The organism is Leptospira weilii (assembly GCF_006874765.1).
GTDB lineage: Bacteria > Spirochaetota > Leptospiria > Leptospirales > Leptospiraceae > Leptospira > Leptospira weilii.
On record NZ_CP040840.1, the window covers coordinates 2,105,001 to 2,125,340 of the forward strand.

Here is a 20,340-nt window from a genome sequence, read left to right on the forward strand (position 1 = left end):
GAACATGAAAATCAACTCGCTAAAATGCAGAAAGCGGTGGAAAAGCTCGATTCTCGGATTAAGGAATTTGAGACTGAAATCAACAACCTTAAAAACTACATGGAAGAAAAAGCCTCTTACGGTAAGATCAGTATCGAAAAAGTTCTCTACGGCGGAGTAACGATGAGGATCCGTAACTCGGATTTCAAAACGAGAAACGAGATTAAGAATAAAACTTTCGTGGAAGAGAACGGTATGATTCGTCAAGTCCCTTACGAGGATCCGGAACCTGATAAAAAAGACTGGAGAAAAAAACGAAATCGTAGTAATTAAACCTTAGATGAGACTGAGCGATACTTTTTTAGGCTATGGTCAGGCTCCGGATATGATCCGGAGACAACAGGTGGAAAATCCTTTCACCATGCCTCATATGATTTCCGAAACCGCTCGGATGGTTAAGGAATACAACGATACCCGAAAGTATGCGGTCGAGTTGTATACCGACGTTTTTTCTCTTTCTCCTGAATCCAGGGAAAGAATGGCCTTTGTCAGAAATCAAAAAATAGACCAAATTAAGGACCGGTTAAAAACATATAAGCCGGCCTCGGGAGATAGGAGCGATTCGGTGACTTATTCCGCCGACGGTCAAAAGGAGTCTAACGCACCGACCAATCGGGGTAAAATCGAATTTTTCGCATAGACTTTTCCGAAGGAATGTTGTTGGAGACGATACCGGGAGAAAAGGCATGGAGTTATTTGCAGTCTTAGCGATCAACGCATTCGTTTCCGTAGTTTTATATTATACGATCACTTCGAAAGTAACCGAAAAAATTCGTAATCATATGCTTAAACGGATCAACGAAGAAATTCGGGATTTCGTGGACGAGTTGGAAACGGAGTCACTCAGACAAGTGGATTTAATTGGTTCTAGGATTCTCACTTTTAAAGAGATGACTTCCAAGGCGGAAGAACTTGTCAAAAGAATCGAACAGGCTACCACTCCGGATATTTTGGATAAGATTCAGATTCAAACGGAATCTCCAAACCTCTCCGGCCAGGATTCCTATCCACCGGTTTCCGATTTAATGGAAGAAGGCAAAAAGTCTTTAAAAAGTCCAAACGTTACTAAGGTTCCCGGTTCCATTCAACAGGGAATCGGTCATATCTATAAGGAGAATTTGGATCTTGTAAGAGAAGAGGGCGAGGCGCCGACTGTACAGATCGATTTTGCTTCCATTGTCCGAAAGAACACGGCACAAAATTCTTATATCCGAAAACCTAACGCGCAAAAAGATTTTAGGCCGCAAATTAAGTCCGAAACCATCTCCGAAGGTTCTACTTCCAATCTCGTTTTGGAGACGATCGGCAGGGGAGTTCGTAAATTTTTCGGAATTCAGGAAATCAAAACGATCCGAAAAGAGGATTCTTCCGCGAACGACTTTTTTCCGGGAACTCGAAATTCCACTTTGGATATCTCTCTGGATGAAGATCCTTTTTCTCCCGTTTCGGATTTCACGTTAAGTGACACTCCGGTTTTTAAGGATAATCTCAAATCTGCGGATTTCGGTAGAATTCTCCAGGAAAATATAACCGGTTACAAACCTCTCAAACCCGATTCCACTCGAATTTCAGCGGAAGCGGCATTGCTTGAGATCGGGGAAGATTCCACAAAAATAGAGAAAGTTGTTTTCCTTTTAAAAAGAAAATATACTCATGAAGAAATTTCGGAAGTTTTGGATCTAGCGCTCGGCGAGGTGGATATCATTGAAAGATTTAGATTGGACAGAAATAGGAGGTTCTGATGTCCCAGTTTAGCGTACTCAACGTAGGATTCGGAAATATCGTTCTGGTTTCTAAGATCGTTAGTATCATTCATTCGGATTCTGCATCCGCTAAAAGAATTCGGAACGAGGCTAAGAGCAACAGCAGTCTGATCGATGCGACTCAGGGCAAAAAAACTCGTTCGATCATTGTGACCGACAGCAATCATCTCATTCTTTCCAACCTAAGAGTGGAATCTCTTGCCAAAAGAATCGAATCCAGCGATAACTCGATCGCTTCCGAAGAGGAAGATCTAGACTGAATTCCCCCAAACTTTTTGTTCTTTCTTCCGTTGCGGGAGGGGGAAAATCCACACTCATTCAAAAGCTTAGAGAAAAACATCCCGATATTCTTTTCTCGATTTCGTGTACTACCCGAGCTCCTCGTCCAGGAGACAAGGAGGGAATTACGTATTTCTTCCTAACAAAGGAAGAGTTCGAGAAGGGAATTGAGGATTCCGTGTTTTTAGAATGGGCTCTCGTTCACGATCAATACTACGGCACTCCTTTGAAATTTATCGAAGAGGCATTTCAAAAAGGTTCTTCCGTGATTATGGATATAGACGTTCAGGGAGCCAAAATCATCAAAGAAAAGCTTCCGGGGAGGATCGTGACGATTTTTATTCTTCCTCCGAACGAAAAGGAATGGGAAAGACGTCTTCGAGATAGGGGAACTGATTCGGAAGAAAGTATTTTGAAAAGAATCCGGAACGGTAAATCCGAGTTGGAACGTCAAAACGAATTCGATTATAAGATCGTAAACGACGATCTGGATCAGGCTCTTGTAGATTTGGAAAAAATCATTCTTTCGAAGTTTTAAATAACGTGAGTTCGGCGTGATTCATTTTTTTTGTAAGAAGTTGGAATTTGAACTTTGTAAATTGATTCTTAAAATGTGAGAACTAGAACAAATCGCGATTTTACGAACAAATTCTAAAAGTAAGAGTTCCTACTTTTGGAATTTATTCTCATTTTCAACCGCCGAACTCGCGTTATATAAGCGACCGCATTTGACGGAGGCTACTTGTCGTAATTCCCACAAAATCATTTATCTTTCAGAATAATGACCTTACAATTTTTCAGAGCCGATCTAGTTTTAGGGGAAGCGAGCAGTTTCCTTGAGTCTTCTGCCGCGATCACCGGGTTCACGGGATAATGACCTGTGACACTTAACGCAGTTACGTAGTAGGGTTTGGTACCGACAATCCGGGAACGGAACGCTTCCTCCGGAGTTTTCATATAGCTTACATAACCGTTTTGAACCGCGCTTTCCTTGGAAACGAAATAGGGAGAATAAAGGCTGTTTCCTTCTTCCGAAAGAATTTCCGGAAATAAAGCGGTATCCAACTTCAGGTGTCTGGCGTCCACGATGAGAGAAGTGAATTCCGCGGCCAGTGTGGGAGCCGGATATTCCGGAAAACTTTCCGTATTGTAAGAAAGAAAAACGTAATTCAGAATACCTCGTTTTCCTTTGAATTGAATGAGGCCTTTTGCGATCGCCCGATTTTCCACAAAGTTGACCGTTGTAAACATCGGTTCGATTTCGAAGATTTGATTGAAGATTTCTCGAAATAGGGAATCTTCTCTGATCTTTTCTCGAAGAGTAAATTCCGAATCTAATTTCAGAGTATCTATTTTTCGAAAAAGAAATTTCTTAAGCTCTTCCTCCGCGTTTAAAGAAGCTTTTTTTCTCGCTTCGGTCAGGTTTTTTGCGGTGTTTTCCGTGCCCCAATCCGGATCTTCTACGGAATAGGTCAGTTTCGGAAGTTTGAAGGAAAGAATTTTCTGAATCTCCCCCTTTTTCCAGTCAATCACTGTATCCGTATAATCTCTACTTTCAAAGGAAAATGAGGTTTGAATCGGAATCCAAAAAAGAAGAAACAGGAAAAATAGAGCTGTGGAATTCATCTGGGTTCTCAAAAAGTGGAAGTACGTCTTCTACTTATTTCGGCAGATTGGCGAATTCTCTCTTTAAATCTTCCCGGTTCTGAACCAATTTGGCGGGAGGAAGGGATTTCAAAAGATCTTTTCCATAAGATTTTGTGAACATTCTCGGATCTAAAATAGAAACAATCCCCGTGTCCGTACCGGAACGGATCAAACGTCCGAATCCTTGTTTGAGAACTGTGCAAGCGTATGGAAGTTGTAACTCCGCGAAAGGATTTCCGCCGGATTCTTTTAACTGTTCGCTTTTGGTTTCCAAGACCGGATCGTTCGGAACCTGAAACGGAAGTTTGGCGATGATGACCGATTTGAGTTTGTCTCCACGGATATCGATTCCCTGCCAAAACGTAGAAACTCCGAAAAGTACGCTGTTGGGGGTTTTTAAATACATCTGCTTGGCTCCGTCCGGCCCCAGATCGGACTGAGAAAATAGCGGAAGATCGGTATGGGGAGAAATCGCTTCGTAAACCAGCTTCAAGGACTTAAAAGAAGTGAACAAAACGAATGTGTTACCTCGGGTCAGTTCGATGAGCCAAAGGATTTGTTTTGCAAGATCGGCGTGATAACCGTCCGGATCTCCCACCGGATCCCGAATTTCTTTCGGAACATACAAAAGGGCGTTCTTTTGATACGGAAAAGGAGAAGGAACCGTAAGATTGGAAGCCTGTAAGTCTCCGATCTTTTTTTGAAAGTATTTAAAATCGTTTCCGGATGTGGAAAGGGTCGCTGACGTAAACACGATCGACTCCATCCGAGAGGCGAATAAGTCGCGAATGATCTCGTCCGGACTCAAAGGTTCCATGCAAATTTTATAATAGATCTCTTTTGAATTCTGATCGGGAGGTTCGATCCAATACACAAGATTCGGATCGTCCACTTGACGAAAAGTTTCGAGACCGGTTGCAATTTCGTTGATCCTTCCGGCTAACATCTCTAAGGCGAGCGCGGATTCTTTTTCCGAGATATCTTCGCTATCCTTGGACAATTTGGAAAGATGTTTTTGGAGGATTTCGGCGATCTCGGCAAGTACCGCGGCAAATGCGCCTCGATCCAACCTCAAAGGTTTTTTGATCCTTTGAGGGCTGTAAAAATTCAGAGGGACTTCTCCGGAAAGCGCGTTGAAAAAAACGGTTAGAGTTTCGCCTGCCTTTGTAACTAAATCCTTGAGAATGTTCGAGGAAATCGAAACCGCAATTCCTGTGTTTTTATTCGGAAGCCAGATCTGTTGTAGAAGTTTTTGGATTTCCTGAGAGCGAATTTCCTGGCGAAAAGAAGAACCGATGATGTCCGGAAAGTTATGCGCTTCGTCCAAAATCACCCGATTGAATTCGGGAAGAATATTGAAATCACTCGCGATATGCGCCGCCAAAAGGTGATGGTTTACGATTAGAATGTTACAGCGTTTCCATTTCTCCCTTTCTAAAAAATAATAAGAATGAGAAAAGTTGGGACAATTTCTTCCGAGGCAATTATCCGCCTCTCTTGTGACTCTGCTCCAAAAATCGTGGGAAGCCGTTCCTGTAAATTCTTGTTTTCTTCCGGACTCGGTGGTTTTAATCCATTGGTTGAAAGAATTCAGATGAGGAATCATCTCCGGGCCGAAGGTTCCGTCTCGCAACACGTGATTCATCTTTCTTTTGCACACATAATTGGATGCGCCCATTGCGACTTCCGCTTTTAGATCCGTTCCTAGAATTTTGGAAACCATCGGAATGTCTTTTAGAAGAAGTTGCTGTTGAAGGGATTTAGTTTCGGTGGAAATGACGACTGGTTCTTCTTTTTCGATCGAAGCAAGCGCCGCGGGAATTAAATACGCGAGAGACTTACCGACTCCCGTTCCCGCCTCTGCAATCAAATGAGTTCCGTTAAAGAGGGAATCTTCTATCTTTTGGGAAAGTTGAATCTGGCCTTTTCTGGGTTCGAAATCGTCCCAGATTGTGGAGAGTTTATCAAAGTATTCTAAAGAACGGTTCAATGGTTTCTGGTTTTAAAAAGTTTAAAAATGCAGAATATGGCAAGGCTACTCACCAAAAACAGGGAAAGAGTCATAATCGAAACACCCTGCCAAGTCAGGCCTTCTTGCGCTAAGAACATCATTTCGAATTTACTCTATTTTCTTTATATTTCAGGGCGTAGTGTACGAGAAGCACAATCAAACTGAAGACGATCAGAATTCCGAAAAAAACGGATCTTGAGATGAGCGCTTTCATACGGGCCGCTTCTACGGAAGTTCCCCGAGCGATTGCCTGTGAGATCATAGTGTCCACGCTCATTCTTTCGAAATGGCCGGGAAGATTTTGGATGAGAAAGGCGATAAATACGACGACTAAAAACGCTGGGGTTATGTATTGAATCACGAACCAAAAAAATCTGGGAAGTTCAAAATGAGAACCTTCGTTTCCGTCTTCGATGCCTTTTTTGGCTCCGATTTTCCAACCGAATAAGAAAATTTGAATACTTGCAAGTATGAAGATCAGAATGGTCCCGACCCAAAAGTCGGCGAGTTCGAGCGCCTGAAAGTTTTGATTGAAGTAAAGGATCGGAAAAGAAAGATTTGCGGTGAACAGGAATAAGATCAGACAGGAAGTCCGTCTTCTAAGTCCGAAGGATTCTTCCAAAAATATGATTCCCGGTTGTAACATCGTAACGGAAGATGTGATTGCCGCAAGAAAGAGAACGAAGAACCAAATCGCACCGAACCACTCCCCTCCGGGCATCAAAGAAAAAACGGACGGAAGTGCGATGAATCCCATACCGAACGTGCCGAAATCGTTGATCGAAGCGCCTAAGAAAAGAAAGGCGACCGGGATCGTAATCATACCGCCGATTGCAACTTCTACGAATTCGTTTAAGGAAGCGGCGGAAAGAGAGGAAAGAACTACGTCGTTGTCCCGTTTGAGATAACTTGAAAAAACGAGTGCGATTCCGAAACCGGCAGACAAAGTGAAAAAAATCTGACCCGCCGCGGCGATCCAGACCTCGGATTTTAAAAGGGAGGACCAATCCGGATTCCACATTTTTCCGAGGCCAATCTCTATGTTGTCTAACGTAAGAACTCGAACGAGAATGATCGCGGAAGAGATCAACATTAAGGGAACCGCGATCTTGGCGAAGGTTTCGATTCCCTTGGAAATTCCGCGATAAACTAGAGCGAAGTTGAGAATAAAACAAGTGATCGTGGCGTAAAAGATTTTACCGGAAATTGCGTCTCCATTTTGTCTGGCTCCGGTCAGATCCAAATAGTAATTTCCCGCGGCTTGGATGATTTGGGATTGAGGTGTGTGTCCGTTCGTGTTGAATTGAATCTGTCCGGTTAAAAATTCAAAAGAATAAGCAAGACACCAGGCTTCTATGAAAATGTAATATATGTATATGAGAATGGGGATCGTAATTCCGATGGCCCCCACGATTCGGAGGGGAAAGCCGGATAAGAAACTTTTGAATAAAAAAGGGGCGCTATGACCGGTGCGACCTCCCATTCTTCCCATGATCCATTCCGTGACGCAGACTGGGATTCCGACAAGAATGAAGCTGATGATGTAGGGAACCATGAAGGCTCCTCCGCCGTTTGCCACCGCTTGTCCGGGAAATCGAATGAAATTTCCGAGGCCGATCGCTCCACTCGCCACGGTGAGGATGAGTCCAGTTCTGGATTTCCAGCTTTCTTTTGGGGGTTCTTTACTCATGATGCTTTCTTGTAAAACGCACGTTAAACCCTTCGCTGTCAAAGGAAAAGTAAATGGTTTTACAAAAAACGGGACATAAAATGGGTGAGATTCGCTTAGAATTCGGATGGCTCGATTGGGTCTTCCTTTCGATTTATAATTTTCTACTTGTGGAAACTATGTGTTCAAGGTTTGGAATTCGACATGGCAATGTGAAAATGATACCTGATCCCGAATGGTAGTTCCCACATTCTAGAAATGAATATGGGTTGCCTATTAAAATGGAGATGCCAATATGGCAGAAAAATTGAGATTTTTTTAGAATCAAAGAGTCTAAATTCTAAATGAGAAAGTAAATCTTCCTTTGGAGAATTAGGAAATGAAACTAGATAAACTCACTGCAAAATTAAATGAAGCGTTGCATAACGCACAAATTTCCGCCGAAAAGTCGGGAAATCCGGAAATCAGCGAAGAACACATTCTCAGGGAAGTTTTGGTCCAGACCGACGGACTTGTTCCACTTTTAATTTCAAAACTCAATCTAAATCCGAAATCCTTTCTCGAAAAAACCGAAGATGCACTGAGGCGGCTTCCGAAAGTCGGAGGAACTTCTGACGTAGGATTTTCACGTTCCGCGGTTTCTCTTTTGAAAACCGCGGACGAAATTCGTAGGGAATTGAAAGACGAATATTTATCCACGGATCATGTGCTTCTCGGGCTTATGAAAAACGGAGCCGGACCATTGAAGGGGGAATTTTTTAAATTAGGATTAGAATATTCTAAATTACTGAATATTACTTTGGAAAATAGAAAGGGAAAGACGATCATGGACGATTCACCGGAAGGAAAAACGGACGCTCTTGCGAAGTATGCAAAAAATCTAAACGACCTCGCTAAACAGGGAAAACTCGATCCCGTTATCGGAAGAGACGAAGAGATAAGAAGGACGATTCAAGTTCTTTCCAGAAGGACGAAAAACAATCCGGTTCTTATCGGGGAACCCGGAGTGGGTAAGACCGCGATCGTAGAGGGACTTGCGAACAAGATCGTTCAAGGAGAGGTTCCGGAGGGAATCAGAAATAAAACCCTTTATACTTTGGATCTTGGTTCAATGATTGCGGGCGCCAAATACAGAGGGGAGTTTGAAGACAGATTGAAAGCACTTCTCGACGAAGTGAAGGGCTCGGACGGAGAGGTTATTTTGTTCATAGACGAGATTCATACTCTTGTAGGCGCCGGGGCAACGGAAGGCGCATTAGACGCTTCTAATATGCTGAAGCCGATGCTTGCCAGAGGGGAACTCCGATGTATCGGCGCGACCACTCTGAAAGAATATCAGAAATACATCGAAAAGGATGCCGCTTTGGAAAGAAGGTTTCAGCCCGTTTACGTAAAAGAACCTTCCGTCGAGGAAACGGTCACGATCTTAAGAGGACTCAAAGGACGTTACGAACTCCATCATGGAATTCGAATCCTTGATTCCGCGTTGATTGCGGCGGCTACTCTTTCCAATCGATATATCACGGATCGTTTCCTACCCGATAAAGCTGTGGATTTGATCGACGAAGCGTCTTCTAAGATGAGAATCGAGATCGACTCCATGCCGGAAGAATTGGATCGCGCGAGTAAACGGATTCAATCCTTAAAAATCGAAAGAGAGGCGTTGAAAAAAGAACAGGATCCCGCTTCGAAAGAAAGATTGAAATCACTCGAAAAGGATCTTGCGGAACAAGAGCAGAATTTCCAAACTTTGAAGGCGAGATGGGATTTGGAAAAATCCAAAATCTTGCGATTGAAACAAATTAAGGAAGAGATCGAAAAGTATAAAAACTTAGAAGCGGACGCGGAAAGAAAAGGAGAAATCAATCGAGTCGCCGAAATCCGTTACGGAAAATTAGTTGATCTGCAAAAAGAATTCGAAGCCGCAAACGAAGAATTAAAAAAACAAGAGGGGCCCTCTCGGCTTTTGAAGGAAGAAGTCTCCGAAGAAGACATTGCGAACATCGTCTCTCGTTGGACCGGGATTCCCGTGTCCAAAATGCTTCAAGGAGAAAGGGCAAAACTTCTTTTGATGGAAGACGCTTTGAAGACAAGGGTTATCGGCCAGGATCACGCTCTCAAACTTGTATCCGAAGCGGTACAAAGATCAAGGGCTGGAATTGCGGACCCGAATCGACCGATCGGGACTTTCTTATTCCTGGGGCCTACGGGAGTTGGAAAGACGGAAACCGCAAAGGCTCTCGCAGAATTCTTGTTCGACGATGCAAATGCGATGCATCGAATCGATATGAGCGAGTATATGGAAGCGCATTCTATCGCGCGACTTATTGGAGCGCCGCCCGGTTACGTGGGATACGACGAAGGAGGCCAACTCACCGAAGCGGTGAGAAGAAGACCATATTCTCTGATTCTATTCGACGAAGTTGAAAAAGCGAACCCGGATATATTCAACGTTTTTCTTCAAATTTTAGATGAAGGAAGATTGACCGATGGAAAGGGGCGTAACGTTGATTTCAAGAACACGGTGATCATTCTCACTTCCAATATCGGATCGGACATTTTGGGTTCTTCCGAATATAGCGCCGAAGAAAGAGAAAGATTGGTCGAAGAACGTTTGAAAAAACAATTCAAACCAGAATTCTTAAACCGAATTGACGAGGTGATTCTATTTCATTCAATTTCAAATTCCGTGATTCACAAGATCGCTGACATTCAGCTGGAGGCGTTGAAACAAAAGGCGAAGGAGAACGGTTTGGATGTTCAGTTTACAGACGAATTGAAGGACTATGTTTCTAGAGCCGGTTTCGACGCCGAATACGGAGCTAGACCTCTGAAACGTTTGATCCAAAGAGAGGTTGGCAATTCTCTCAGCCGTTACATTTTAAATGGTAATTTTTCGGACGGACAAAAAGTGACCGTGGATTATAAACAGGGAAAAGTGATCGTAGTTTAAACTGGGCTGATTGTTTTATTGTGGAACGTAGAACTAGTCTCCAAGCATCAAAATGTAGGAACTACTACAACCTTAAACGACAGGAAAACCGGTAATACGATGTAATCTGTGAGATGCTTGCTGGGAAGTTGATAAGGAAAAAGAGTGGCGGGTCCGATCCCCGTCCATAAGAACCTTGGGTTTAAATTGATCCGCTCGTTCGATCATCGGCACCTTGCCTATGTCTCCCATCTTCGAACTATTTTTCGTTTTTTGAATGTTGGAAATAACTAGTTGACTAAAGTCAAAAAATCTGTTAGTCCGTACTGACGATTTACCGCAACAATCAATGGAAGCCTTAGGAAGGTCTTTCGCTGCCCGGATCGAAATCCGTTTTAAAACGGTTCGACGCGTAAAAATTACGGTGTAAGGAGTACTATGTTCACTTCTCACAAAATTAGTTCGGAAATAGCCGATCTCAATCAGAAGTTTTTAGATAGTCTCTTCTGTAGAGCGATATCTAAGCCCGAACTCGTTCTAATTATAAGAACCTATCTCAAAAGAAACTCAGGCATCTCACTTCCTAAGGGGCGCTCGATGGGAACTGGTTCTTGCGGCTTGATCTTTCTGATAAAGTATAATAGAGTTTCGGGACGCGCCGCAAATTTAGTCGGAGCGGATCACCGTCATGAAAGAGGCCATCCGAGTCTTTCGTATCAAAACTTGCCAATATAAGGTTCCAGGCGGCTGAGATGATTTTAAAAGCATAAATAAACATCTTCAGTTTTTAACGAACGAACACTTAGGTTTTGATTATGCGTAACAGAACGGGATTGAGAACGTCCAAGCGGCAATTTCATTTTATTTATCGTCAAAGCCTGAATAAGAATCTTTCCTTCGAATCGATTCTTATTTTTTATCGGTGCTAAGATGTTAGAATTTGCGAATCGGGCGTCACAGGCTTCACGGATTCTTGTCGTCGAAGACGAAAGGATCGTAGCGCGTGATATTCAAGAGATTTTACAGAAATTCGGTTACACTTCGATCGGTCTAGCGACTAACGGAGAAAAAGCGATCCAGATGGCCCGGGAAATTCGCCCGGATCTTGTGTTGATCGATATTGTTCTCGGCACCGGGTTTATAGACGGGGTTGAAACCGTAGTCAAGTTAAAAGAAATACTGGATGTTCCGGTGATCTATGTGACCGCAGACAGCGACGAGGCCACTCTGAAAAGGGCGCGTGTAACGGAACCGTTCGGATATATTCTCAAACCGGTGAATGTTCGAGAACTTGAGATCACGGTTGAGATGTGCCTCTATCGGCATAAGATGGAGAAACGTTTTCGTGAAGATGCAAGCTGGTTGACTACCACTTTGAGTTCGATAGGAGACGGGGTGATCGCTACCGATTCGATTTCCAGAGTTAAGTTTTTAAATCCGGTTGCGGAAGCCCTTTTGGGAATAAACGAAAAAGCGGTTCGAGGTAGAATAGTGGACGATGTAATGCATTTAAGAGACACGAAAGGTGTAATCATTCAAAATTTAGTTTCTTATGCTACGATCAATCAGTCGCCCGCCGTTTTTGAACACGTGATTCTTTCCGGCTCCAATGGACGAAGTACTCCCGTTATCTGTACGGTAGCTCCGATTCATGATACGAACGGAACTTCTCACGGCTGTGTTTTCACCTTACGGGATATAAGCGAACTGCATGCTAAATCGCAAGAACTCAACAAACGAATGGAGGATGTGGAACAGGCAAAACGTCTGTTGGAGAAATATTTTCCGGAAAACTTGGTGGACTACCTCATCGATGAAAAACGGCAAACGGAACTCGAAGGAAAGAATGTTCAAGCTACGATGTTATTCTGCGACGTTCGAAATTCCACGGGGATCGCCGAAACGTTGGATCCGGACGAGTTCGCGGCTTTTTTGAGCGAGTTGTTTACGGGGCTTATGGATATCACGTATGCGAACGGAGGCTCGGTAAATAAATTACTCGGAGACGGTCTTTTGATCACTTTTGGCTGTCCTTTCCCGGAAGAAGAGGATACAATCAACTGCGTTCGATTGGCTCTGCAAATTCGAGAGTATCTACGCGCGTTTAATGATAATCGAAATCCAAAAATTCTCACTCCCGTGGCGATGGGAATCGGGATTTCGACCGGGAACGTGTTTGCGGGAAACATCGGCTCGTCGCGACACATGGAATACACCGTGTTAGGCGATGCGGTCAATACCGCGAGCAGACTGGAAGCTCTTACGAAAACGACGGGTCATGATATACTTTTGGATTCTTTTACTTCCGATTTTATTCGTCATGAAATCAACGTCAAAGCAATCGGTACATTTTTGCTACGAGGTAAAAAGGAACCGCAAGAAATATTCTTCCCGGTTGGGATGTTATGAAAGATCGCCGCGCTTCGTCCAACGCTGATAAGAGATGTTGTTGGCCTAACGGGGCGGAGGGCTCGAATGCAAAATAGCAACCAAGGCAAATTGCTTGAAATGAAACTTCGTCCTATTTGGGCGGAGATAGAACGGGCAAGAGAAGAGTGTCGTAATTTTTTGGAAGAGCTGGGTTCATCGGACGAAACCAGGGACGCGCTTTGTATGATCGCATCCGAGATTCTTGAGAACGCGATCAAATACGGTCATTTCACAAGTGAAAGCCAAGAGTTTACTTTTAAATTAGAATCAGGTAAGGACGGAATGCTCGTGCAAGCTTGGAGCCCTCTCCCTTCCGCGGGAATCGTAGAAAATCTGCGTCGTCTCGATTCTATCGTTCAATGGATTCGAAGTTTTCAATCTCCGTTTCAAGCTTATTTAGAAAGACTGAAACTTGTGGCAGGACAACCCTTAGAAGACAATGAAAGCGGACTAGGACTCATTCGTATCGCTTATGAAGGCGAGGCAATTCTCGATTTTTATGTAAACGAAGATGACATTCTCTATGTATCGGCCCTACAACCGAAAATAGATAGGGAGCAGGTGGTTTAACATGAGCTTGAACAATCAGATTTTTTCGGAAGACCAACTTCAATTGGAAGTTGTGGACGGCGACGAGATTCTAATTCGTTGGCTCGGAAAAAGCGTTCAGAGAAACCCGAGTCAGTTCATCATACCAACGTTGTCGGACGTAATGAAACGAGGTAGCGATCAACGCAAAGCGGTAATCTGGGACTTTAGGGAACTTGAATATATGAATTCTTCCACGATCACTCCCGTGATTAAAACTTTGGAAATGATTAAAAAAGGAAACGGCAAGGTAAAACTCATCTACAACAAGACAAAGAAATGGCAGGACTTAAGTTTTTCCGCTTTACGGATCTTCGAGACTAAAGACGGAAGAATTCAGGTCGTAGGACAATAGTTTATATGATCGTCGAACATACCATCGTCGGTTTACTCCAAACGAATGGGAACATTACGAACGTAGAAGTGTGCGGACATTCGCGCTATTCTTTTCAAATTCGGCTTCCGAAAGCGCCGCAATACATCGTTCCATTTAACGCCGACGGTTTTATCATCGAATTGGATGGAAAGAGAATCGAACTCGGTAGATGTAGGATGCTTCCCGTTAAACATGCGGCTACTTCCGCCGCTCTTCCTCAGTATTTGGTATTGCTTCTAGACGATACCGTAGACGTGGTCGATCTGATCGGCAAAAAGAGATTCACCGTATATGACACCGGACTTTTTAATTTGCAATTGATACTCAATCAAAAAGAAAAAGTGAATCAACGTTTTAAAGAATACAGCGCCAATCTCACGTTCGAATTGAACGTATATAAACAATTCTTCGACGATTTGGATCGGAAATTTTTAAAAGAACCGGGACCGGTTCAGGAACATTTGCATCAAATGATTCTGGAGCGGGAAGGTCAGACGTTTATGGAGTTTTTCGAATCCAAAGTACTGGAACTCCAGGAACAAACAAAAAATTTCTCTAAGGACGAAAACGAAGCGCACGGATTTTTTTTCAGAAAACAGGTCTGGGACTTTATTCTTCATTCCGCTTTTATGTTGCGGACGAATTTAAAACCTCGCGGATACGCGGGGGACTACGAAATGATGAAGATGATTTATGAAAATGAAATCATGGGCAAATCTCTTTTCGCAAGGTTGTTGCACAGTTATCCTCTGCAAATTCCGGCCGCAAATGCGGTGCGCAATCGGCGCAGGATGATCGCGGATCAAATTCGGGAGGCCGTAGAAAATCACGACAATGCAGATTTTCGGGCTATGTCCGTCGCTTGCGGCCCTGCGGATGAAATCGGAGAAGCTTTCAGCGATATGGTCGAGTTGAAAAAAATTCACTTTACCTTGCTTGATCAGGATATGGAAGCGCTTCGAGTTGCGATGAATACGGTGAATCAGCTCGAACTTGAAAAAGGAATTTCGATTCACGTTAGATACATCAACGATTCCGTACGTTCCATGCTCCGTATCCGAGATCTTCCCGGAACTTGGGGAAGATTCGACTTCATCTATTCGATGGGACTTTTCGATTATCTAACTCCTCCGGTTGCAAGAGCGGTACTCGCGAGACTTTTCGAGATGCTCAGGCCCGGCGGCAAGTTGATCGTAGGAAACTTTCACGTCAGTAATCCTGATAAAGCGTTTATGGAGTATTGGTTGGACTGGGTTCTGTATCATAGAACGGAAGAAGAAATGTTAGAATTGGCTTCCACTCTTCCGGGGCATAGTCGCATCTTTTTCGAAAAAACCGGATGCCAAATGTTTCTGGAGATGCGGGCGCCTAACGGTTAAAACGGTTTAAAAGTATGCAGTTCACACTCAAAGACAAAATAATTACGGATCCGAAGGTAAATGATGATTTTGAAATATACCTTCAGGGAATCGTCCGCGAATGGATGCAGGTGCTTACGCTACTTTGTATGATTCTCATTCCATTCTTTCTGCTTTTGGATTATTATACGCAACCTCCTCATTTGCATCTTCGATTCGCAATTTACAGAGGTGCGACGACCGTTCTCGTCATCATCGAATACCTTCTGATCCGTTTTACGCATCCCAATCGTTCCTATCCGATGCACGGATATATCATTTCCTCCATGATCAGTCTGATGATCGTTTTAATGACCGTGGATTTGGGAGGGTTCAATTCGAGTTATTACGCAGGTCTGATGCTTGTGCTTATGGCGGTGAACATTCTGCTTTCCTGGCGTCCGATCCATTCCGTGGTCAACGGATTTCTTGTGTTGTCCATTTACCTCGGATTTAATATCGTGGAGGATCAACCCTTCGATCCGAGAATCATCGTAAACAATCTTTTCTTTCTTGGATCCACCATCATCATCACCGCCGCGATCTCTTGGGTGAGATTCAAACTCGTTCGATCCGAATATCTTTTGAGAGCCGAACTCGTGGGGGCCAATCAAAATTTGGATAACTCTCGCGCGGAAGTGCTTCGAGCCAGAGACGCTCTCTGGGGTGAGATGCAGTTAGCCAAAATGATACAAACGGCTCTTCTTCCGCGTAAGACGAGCATAGGGCGTTACGAGGTGGCGGCTCTTATGGTTCCCACAGATTCGGTGGGGGGAGATTATTACGACATCATCGACGCGCCTAACGGAGAAAAGTGGGTGGGAATCGGGGACGTTTCCGGTCACGGAGTGGAATCCGGATTGATCATGATGATGGCTCAAACCGCGATCCAAGCAATCGTTCAACAAAAGAAAATGCTCAATCCTTCCGAAGTATTGAATGAGGCCAATCGAGTCATTAAGGAGAATATCGCGCGTTTGGGGACGGATCGTTATATGACGATGATGCTCTTTCGGCTGGAAGACAATTATTTAGTCGTGTCCGGTAAGCATATGGATCTGATGATCTATCGCGCCCAAGAAAGGAAGGTTGAAATGATTCCCACGACCGGTTCTTGGCTTGGGATTGTCGACAACTTAGGAGACGTTTTGGAAGACCATAGGGTTCCTATGTCCGTTGGAGATATTGTACTTTTGTACACTGACGGAATCACAGAAGCTCGCAATCAATCCGATGAGCTGTTCGGAGAAGAAAGATTGATCAAATTGCTTGAGTCAAACGCGAAACTTCCACTTAGACAACTCGGAACTGAAATTTTTTCAAAGGTGACCGATTTTGAAAAGGTTCAGAGCGACGATATGACTCTACTGCTTCTGAAAAATAAAGGAGCGTGAATTCCTAAGTTCTTTACATTTGACAAACAGTGCTTTGTGTTGAAAATGAAACGGTATTCAATTTTATAGAGATCAGTAAAAGGGGACTTGAAGTCCCCTTGAGAGTAAAATTTCGGTTGTTTGCCTAGGACTGTTTTTTTACGGATAACGAAACTCGAAATTTTTCAGGATCGAAATCCATTGACTAAATTTTCAAAACTGAGTTTTGCAAATATTTTAGATATTTCTAATGATCCGATCGAAAACAACGCCCGCGCTTTTACTCGGAAAAAATTATTCAAACGCTTTTGTCGCTCCGATATTGACCGCAAGGATGCTGGATTCTCCGCTGTAAGAATATCCGGCGGAATTGAATTGAGTCGGCCCGGTTTTGATAGAGTGAGAAAGATCCCAGTCCGTTCCCTTTCCTCCGTTGATATGATTTTTAGGCCCGTTGTAACTGATTCCCAGATCCAAACTCCATTTATCAAATAGATAACTCAAACCTCCCGCGAATACGTGATTGAGGGAAAAAAATCCGCCCGTGGTTCCGCCGAGTCCGTTGCTTTTGATCGCGAGAGTGTTGTAGGAATAACCCAATCGATACACCCAAGATTCGCTGAGCTTATGTTCTAACCCGATTAAAAAACCGCCTTGATTTCTAAAATTGAGATGAGCGTCCGCGTCTGCGATATTTCCGAGAGGAGTAGGCAACCAAGGGTCTTCGAGTTTCTGATTCGCTTTCCGAAGATAAGAACCGTAGTTCGTATAGATCAGATCCACCGCTATTTTGAAATTTTCAGGACCATAAGCAAATCCTAATGAATGTTTTTCGGGAAGGTCGAAGTTATAGGAAACGCCGGATCTTCTGTAATAGTAGGGGTCGTTCAAACCGATTTGATAACTTCCGTTGAGAGGAACGGAAGAGTGAGCCTGATATGAATAGCCGATTCTAAAACGATCGGTAACTGTATAGTTCGCGCCCACGACACCGCCGATGGAAAACGCTTTTTTACTGCTTTCGTAATAGTATCCTTGTCCGGGAATTTCCAAAGAGCCCGTGATATCGTAGTATTTTTGATTGAGCTTTTGAGTTCCATATATAGCTTCGATGCTCGCACCCAGGGAAAGATTACCGAAACGAACCGAGATTCCGTTTACGAGCTTTACGACTGCAAACTGATTGGAATTGGTTTCTTTGATTTGTTTGAAATCACCGATCGGACCTGGAATGTTGATTCCCGCCCATTGATTGAGAGACTGGCCGTTCGGAGTATTTCGAATGATTTGATCCACACCTCCGATCGCACCACCGGGAATGTAGAGAGCGACACCGTAATCAATGGATTCGGTAACCGGAAGTTTGAGAGCGATGTAAGGAGCGGGGGCGTTGACTTTGCTCTTTTTATCGTTGGCGTAAACGTAATCCGAATTGGAATCCAGAAACTGATCCTGATACCGATTGAAGATCGTAGAATTGCCCAAGCCAAATTCGATTTTTTTTCCTTTTGTCAAGGAAAGATTGGCCGGATTTAAAGCGACATCGACCGGAGAGCCGCCCAAGGCAGTGTTTGTTCCGGCTAAAGCCTCGTATCTCGCATTGATCGCATTCCGGGTCAAGCCATCCACAGCCAAGAGAGAATCCGCCGTGCCGAGTAATACCAGAACGCCTGAAGACAAAATCCGGGCCCATATTCCATTTTTTGAAACCATAACAATATCCTAAGGAAAGATTAGTTCAACGTTTCTCAAAATGAAAAAACTTCAACCAAAATAACGGATTTAAATCTGTTATTTTGGATTTTCTGTCAAAAAATCAAGCATCTCTGTACAAAAATAGCGGATTTTTGCATAGATTCTTTCAAAGTAGGAATTCATAGCTCGCAAAATTCAGAATGTCCGTTTATCAACCAATCTCAATCGGATCTATTTTGGGATGTATTTCAACGTGAGTTTCGATCCCAGAGGGCCGTTAGAGCCAGCGGCTGGGATCGGAAGGAAGGGATTTGCGGACGCAACGTCGAGGAGACTCTTTCGTTAGACGACATTTTGAAAAATTTCTAAAAAAATCTTAACTGTTTTCTGAAAAAAAAAAGTATGAGAGTATGAATCAATTTTTAACTAAAATTTTCGAAATTTACAATCAATCAAGATCTAAGATTAACCCTGCTTGGAATTGGGAAGGAATAAAGAACACATACGAAAGAGAACCGGAATTGTTTGAGAATATCTTTAAAAGATCGAGTACAAATCGATACAATTTTCAAGAAGATCTTTTGATTAATAGCCTATGGATTGCCTCAAATGTTACAGATAGTTATCTGAAGCGTCCAAATTGCTATTACTGTGGATTGATGTTCGAGCGAGCGGATTATTTTAATGGTATTGTTCACATTGATCATTTTAATCCAATAAGTAAGACAGGAATACACTCCGCGGGAAATATAATTCCTACTTGTAAAGATTGCAATTTACTTAAATCAAATCTATCAGATGATGAGCTTTTAACGATTTTTCGGACTCCAGAGAAATTCTTTTCTGTAAAATATCTCAAGTCTACTGGAACTAAAAAGGAAAAGCTAAAAGATTTTTCAGCTTTATTTTTCCAGCGATCAGCTGGAGGAGAGGAATATCGGAATGCTTTTAAGATTACGATTTATGATCAGAGAAAACATCAAGATGATATGAAAGCGAATTATCGCATAAAATGGCAAAACGATTAATTCAAAACGTCGCATAACTTCGTCTCCTCACTCCGTTCAAGATTGCTAATTCAACCTAAGGTTAAGGTAGTCACATAAAAGTGGATAGTCTTATGAGCAATCCTGAAGAATCTCAAAAAGTAATTGAAACATTTATGCAAATGACTAAATTTGACATTCAAAAATTGATTAACGTTTAAAAATAAAAATTATGGCACTTATTAATCCTCATATTAACTTCAACGGGAATGCCGAAGAAGCGTTTACATTTTATAAATCAGTATTTGGCGGAGAGTTTGCAAAAATTATACGTTTCAAAGACCTTGCAAGTCCTGAATTTCCAGTAGCAAAAAAAGAAGAAAATAAAATTATGCACATTGCTTTGCCTATTGGTAAATATAATATGTTGATGGCAAATGATGTCCCGGAAGCTATGGGGCGAACAAATGAAAATGAGAACAGAAGTAAAATTGTAATCAGTGCAGAAAGTAAAGAAGAAGCAGACAAATTATTTAATGGGCTATCAGCAGGTGGACAAATTGAAATGTCTATTGCCGACAGCCCTTGGGGCTCTTACTTTGGAATGTTTAGAGATAAATATGGGATTGAATGGATGGTTGACTTTGACCCAAAATATAAAGGACAAATATAAGCGGCCAAAACAACGAACGCCAAACGTCGCACAGATCGCAACCGTTAATCTGTAATAGCCAAAATAAGATCTGACACTTCCTTTAAGACGTTCCTCAAAGTTTCCGCTAACTTCAAAAGTCCAATCTTGTTCTTGGTTATTTTTTGTAGTGTTGTGATCTTTTTTCCTTGGTAATTCTAAGGAGTATAAGATCAAGTTCTAACTATTACAGATTACTTTAAATTTTTAATAATATTATGCTTTATCTAATGATTTTAATATTCTATATCTTGCACATTTTGGTGTTAAAGTAGAGTGTACTAAATCATAATTCTTGACTTATAAGTTTTTAAAATGCAATGTTTTGGTGCAAATATTAATGTACTGTGAAGGGGAACGGATAGTTTTGTTTTCGAGCGACTAGTTGCTCAAAAAGCAGTATGAAAAATAAGTATGTGCTTAGAAGTATAAAAAATAAAGAAGTAGAGTAAATCGTGAGTTAT

17 protein-coding genes (1 of these 17 cut by a window edge) are annotated in these 20,340 nt (G+C 42.6%); 13 read left to right on the forward strand and 4 right to left on the reverse strand.

Annotated elements, in window-relative coordinates; genetic code table 11:
- The 5 genes in view from FHG67_RS10000 to gmk are tightly spaced (at most 56 nt apart) and all read left to right on the forward strand, a layout consistent with a single transcriptional unit that may run on beyond the window.
- Positions 1–312 carry the end of a FapA family protein gene (locus FHG67_RS10000; RefSeq protein WP_002556430.1) on the forward strand. The gene continues 1,674 nt to the left of window position 1, outside the view, so 312 of the gene's 1,986 nt are visible here — the last part of the coding sequence; the start codon falls outside the window, past its left edge; its stop codon occupies positions 310–312.
- 7 nt (positions 313–319) lie between these two features.
- Positions 320–679: a hypothetical protein gene (locus FHG67_RS10005; RefSeq protein WP_002556466.1), complete on the forward strand. Its 360-nt coding sequence runs from the start codon at positions 320–322 to the stop codon at positions 677–679.
- A 46-nt stretch (positions 680–725) separates the two neighbouring features.
- Positions 726–1,781, forward strand: coding sequence for a hypothetical protein (locus tag FHG67_RS10010; protein WP_004499594.1), 1,056 nt, complete (start codon positions 726–728; stop codon positions 1,779–1,781).
- A complete protein-coding gene (locus tag FHG67_RS10015; protein WP_002556443.1) occupies positions 1,781–2,062 on the forward strand; it encodes a DUF370 domain-containing protein in 282 nt (93 codons plus the stop codon). The genes FHG67_RS10010 and FHG67_RS10015 overlap by 1 nt, the downstream gene beginning before the upstream one ends.
- Before the next feature lie 56 nt (positions 2,063–2,118).
- Complete coding sequence (gene gmk, locus FHG67_RS10020) at positions 2,119–2,619, forward strand: guanylate kinase (RefSeq protein ID WP_312845846.1); 501 nt, start codon at positions 2,119–2,121, stop codon at positions 2,617–2,619.
- A gap of 224 nt (positions 2,620–2,843) precedes the next feature.
- On the opposite strand, the gene FHG67_RS10025 is transcribed toward gmk, so the two are convergent.
- From FHG67_RS10025 to FHG67_RS10035, 3 genes are all read right to left on the reverse strand, one after another.
- Entirely contained in the window at positions 2,844–3,707 is an 864-nt protein-coding gene (locus FHG67_RS10025; protein WP_004499590.1) for a hypothetical protein, read from the reverse strand.
- A 34-nt stretch (positions 3,708–3,741) separates the two neighbouring features.
- Positions 3,742–5,718, reverse strand: a complete 1,977-nt coding sequence (locus tag FHG67_RS10030) for an ATP-dependent DNA helicase (protein ID WP_004499597.1) — start codon at positions 5,716–5,718, stop codon at positions 3,742–3,744.
- 118 nt (positions 5,719–5,836) lie between these two features.
- Positions 5,837–7,429 (reverse strand): sodium-dependent transporter, encoded by a 1,593-nt coding sequence (locus tag FHG67_RS10035; protein WP_004495842.1) that lies wholly within the window; start codon positions 7,427–7,429, stop codon positions 5,837–5,839.
- Between the two features lie 358 nt (positions 7,430–7,787).
- Between FHG67_RS10035 and clpB the strand changes: the two genes are divergently transcribed.
- The 6 genes from clpB to FHG67_RS10070 all read left to right on the forward strand — a co-directional run bounded on the left by clpB (position 7,788) and on the right by FHG67_RS10070 (position 16,525).
- Positions 7,788–10,361: an ATP-dependent chaperone ClpB gene (clpB, locus tag FHG67_RS10040; RefSeq protein ID WP_142499768.1), complete on the forward strand. Its 2,574-nt coding sequence runs from the start codon at positions 7,788–7,790 to the stop codon at positions 10,359–10,361.
- A gap of 909 nt (positions 10,362–11,270) precedes the next feature.
- Positions 11,271–12,749: an adenylate/guanylate cyclase domain-containing protein gene (locus FHG67_RS10050; RefSeq protein WP_002556423.1), complete on the forward strand. Its 1,479-nt coding sequence runs from the start codon at positions 11,271–11,273 to the stop codon at positions 12,747–12,749.
- A gap of 66 nt (positions 12,750–12,815) precedes the next feature.
- Positions 12,816–13,340 carry an ATP-binding protein gene (locus FHG67_RS10055; protein WP_002556469.1) on the forward strand — a complete coding sequence of 175 codons (525 nt, stop codon included), beginning with the start codon at positions 12,816–12,818 and terminating at the stop codon, positions 13,338–13,340.
- A gap of 1 nt (position 13,341) precedes the next feature.
- Entirely contained in the window at positions 13,342–13,713 is a 372-nt protein-coding gene (locus FHG67_RS10060) for a hypothetical protein (RefSeq protein WP_002556452.1), read from the forward strand.
- 5 nt (positions 13,714–13,718) lie between these two features.
- The gene (locus FHG67_RS10065) at positions 13,719–15,113 is read left to right on the forward strand and encodes a class I SAM-dependent methyltransferase (protein ID WP_004501426.1); all 1,395 of its coding nucleotides are present in this window, start codon (positions 13,719–13,721) and stop codon (positions 15,111–15,113) included.
- A gap of 14 nt (positions 15,114–15,127) precedes the next feature.
- Complete coding sequence (locus FHG67_RS10070) at positions 15,128–16,525, forward strand: PP2C family protein-serine/threonine phosphatase (RefSeq protein ID WP_002556468.1); 1,398 nt, start codon at positions 15,128–15,130, stop codon at positions 16,523–16,525.
- Between the two features lie 273 nt (positions 16,526–16,798).
- On the opposite strand, the gene FHG67_RS10075 is transcribed toward FHG67_RS10070, so the two are convergent.
- Positions 16,799–18,217 carry an OmpP1/FadL family transporter gene (locus tag FHG67_RS10075; protein ID WP_004495834.1) on the reverse strand — a complete coding sequence of 473 codons (1,419 nt, stop codon included), beginning with the start codon at positions 18,215–18,217 and terminating at the stop codon, positions 16,799–16,801.
- A 392-nt stretch (positions 18,218–18,609) separates the two neighbouring features.
- Between FHG67_RS10075 and FHG67_RS10080 the strand changes: the two genes are divergently transcribed.
- Both FHG67_RS10080 and FHG67_RS10085 read left to right on the forward strand, forming a co-directional pair.
- Positions 18,610–19,227 (forward strand): HNH endonuclease, encoded by a 618-nt coding sequence (locus tag FHG67_RS10080; RefSeq protein ID WP_004496022.1) that lies wholly within the window; start codon positions 18,610–18,612, stop codon positions 19,225–19,227.
- A gap of 190 nt (positions 19,228–19,417) precedes the next feature.
- Complete coding sequence (locus tag FHG67_RS10085) at positions 19,418–19,858, forward strand: VOC family protein (RefSeq protein ID WP_001173977.1); 441 nt, start codon at positions 19,418–19,420, stop codon at positions 19,856–19,858.
- Positions 19,859–20,340: the final 482 nt, after the last annotated feature.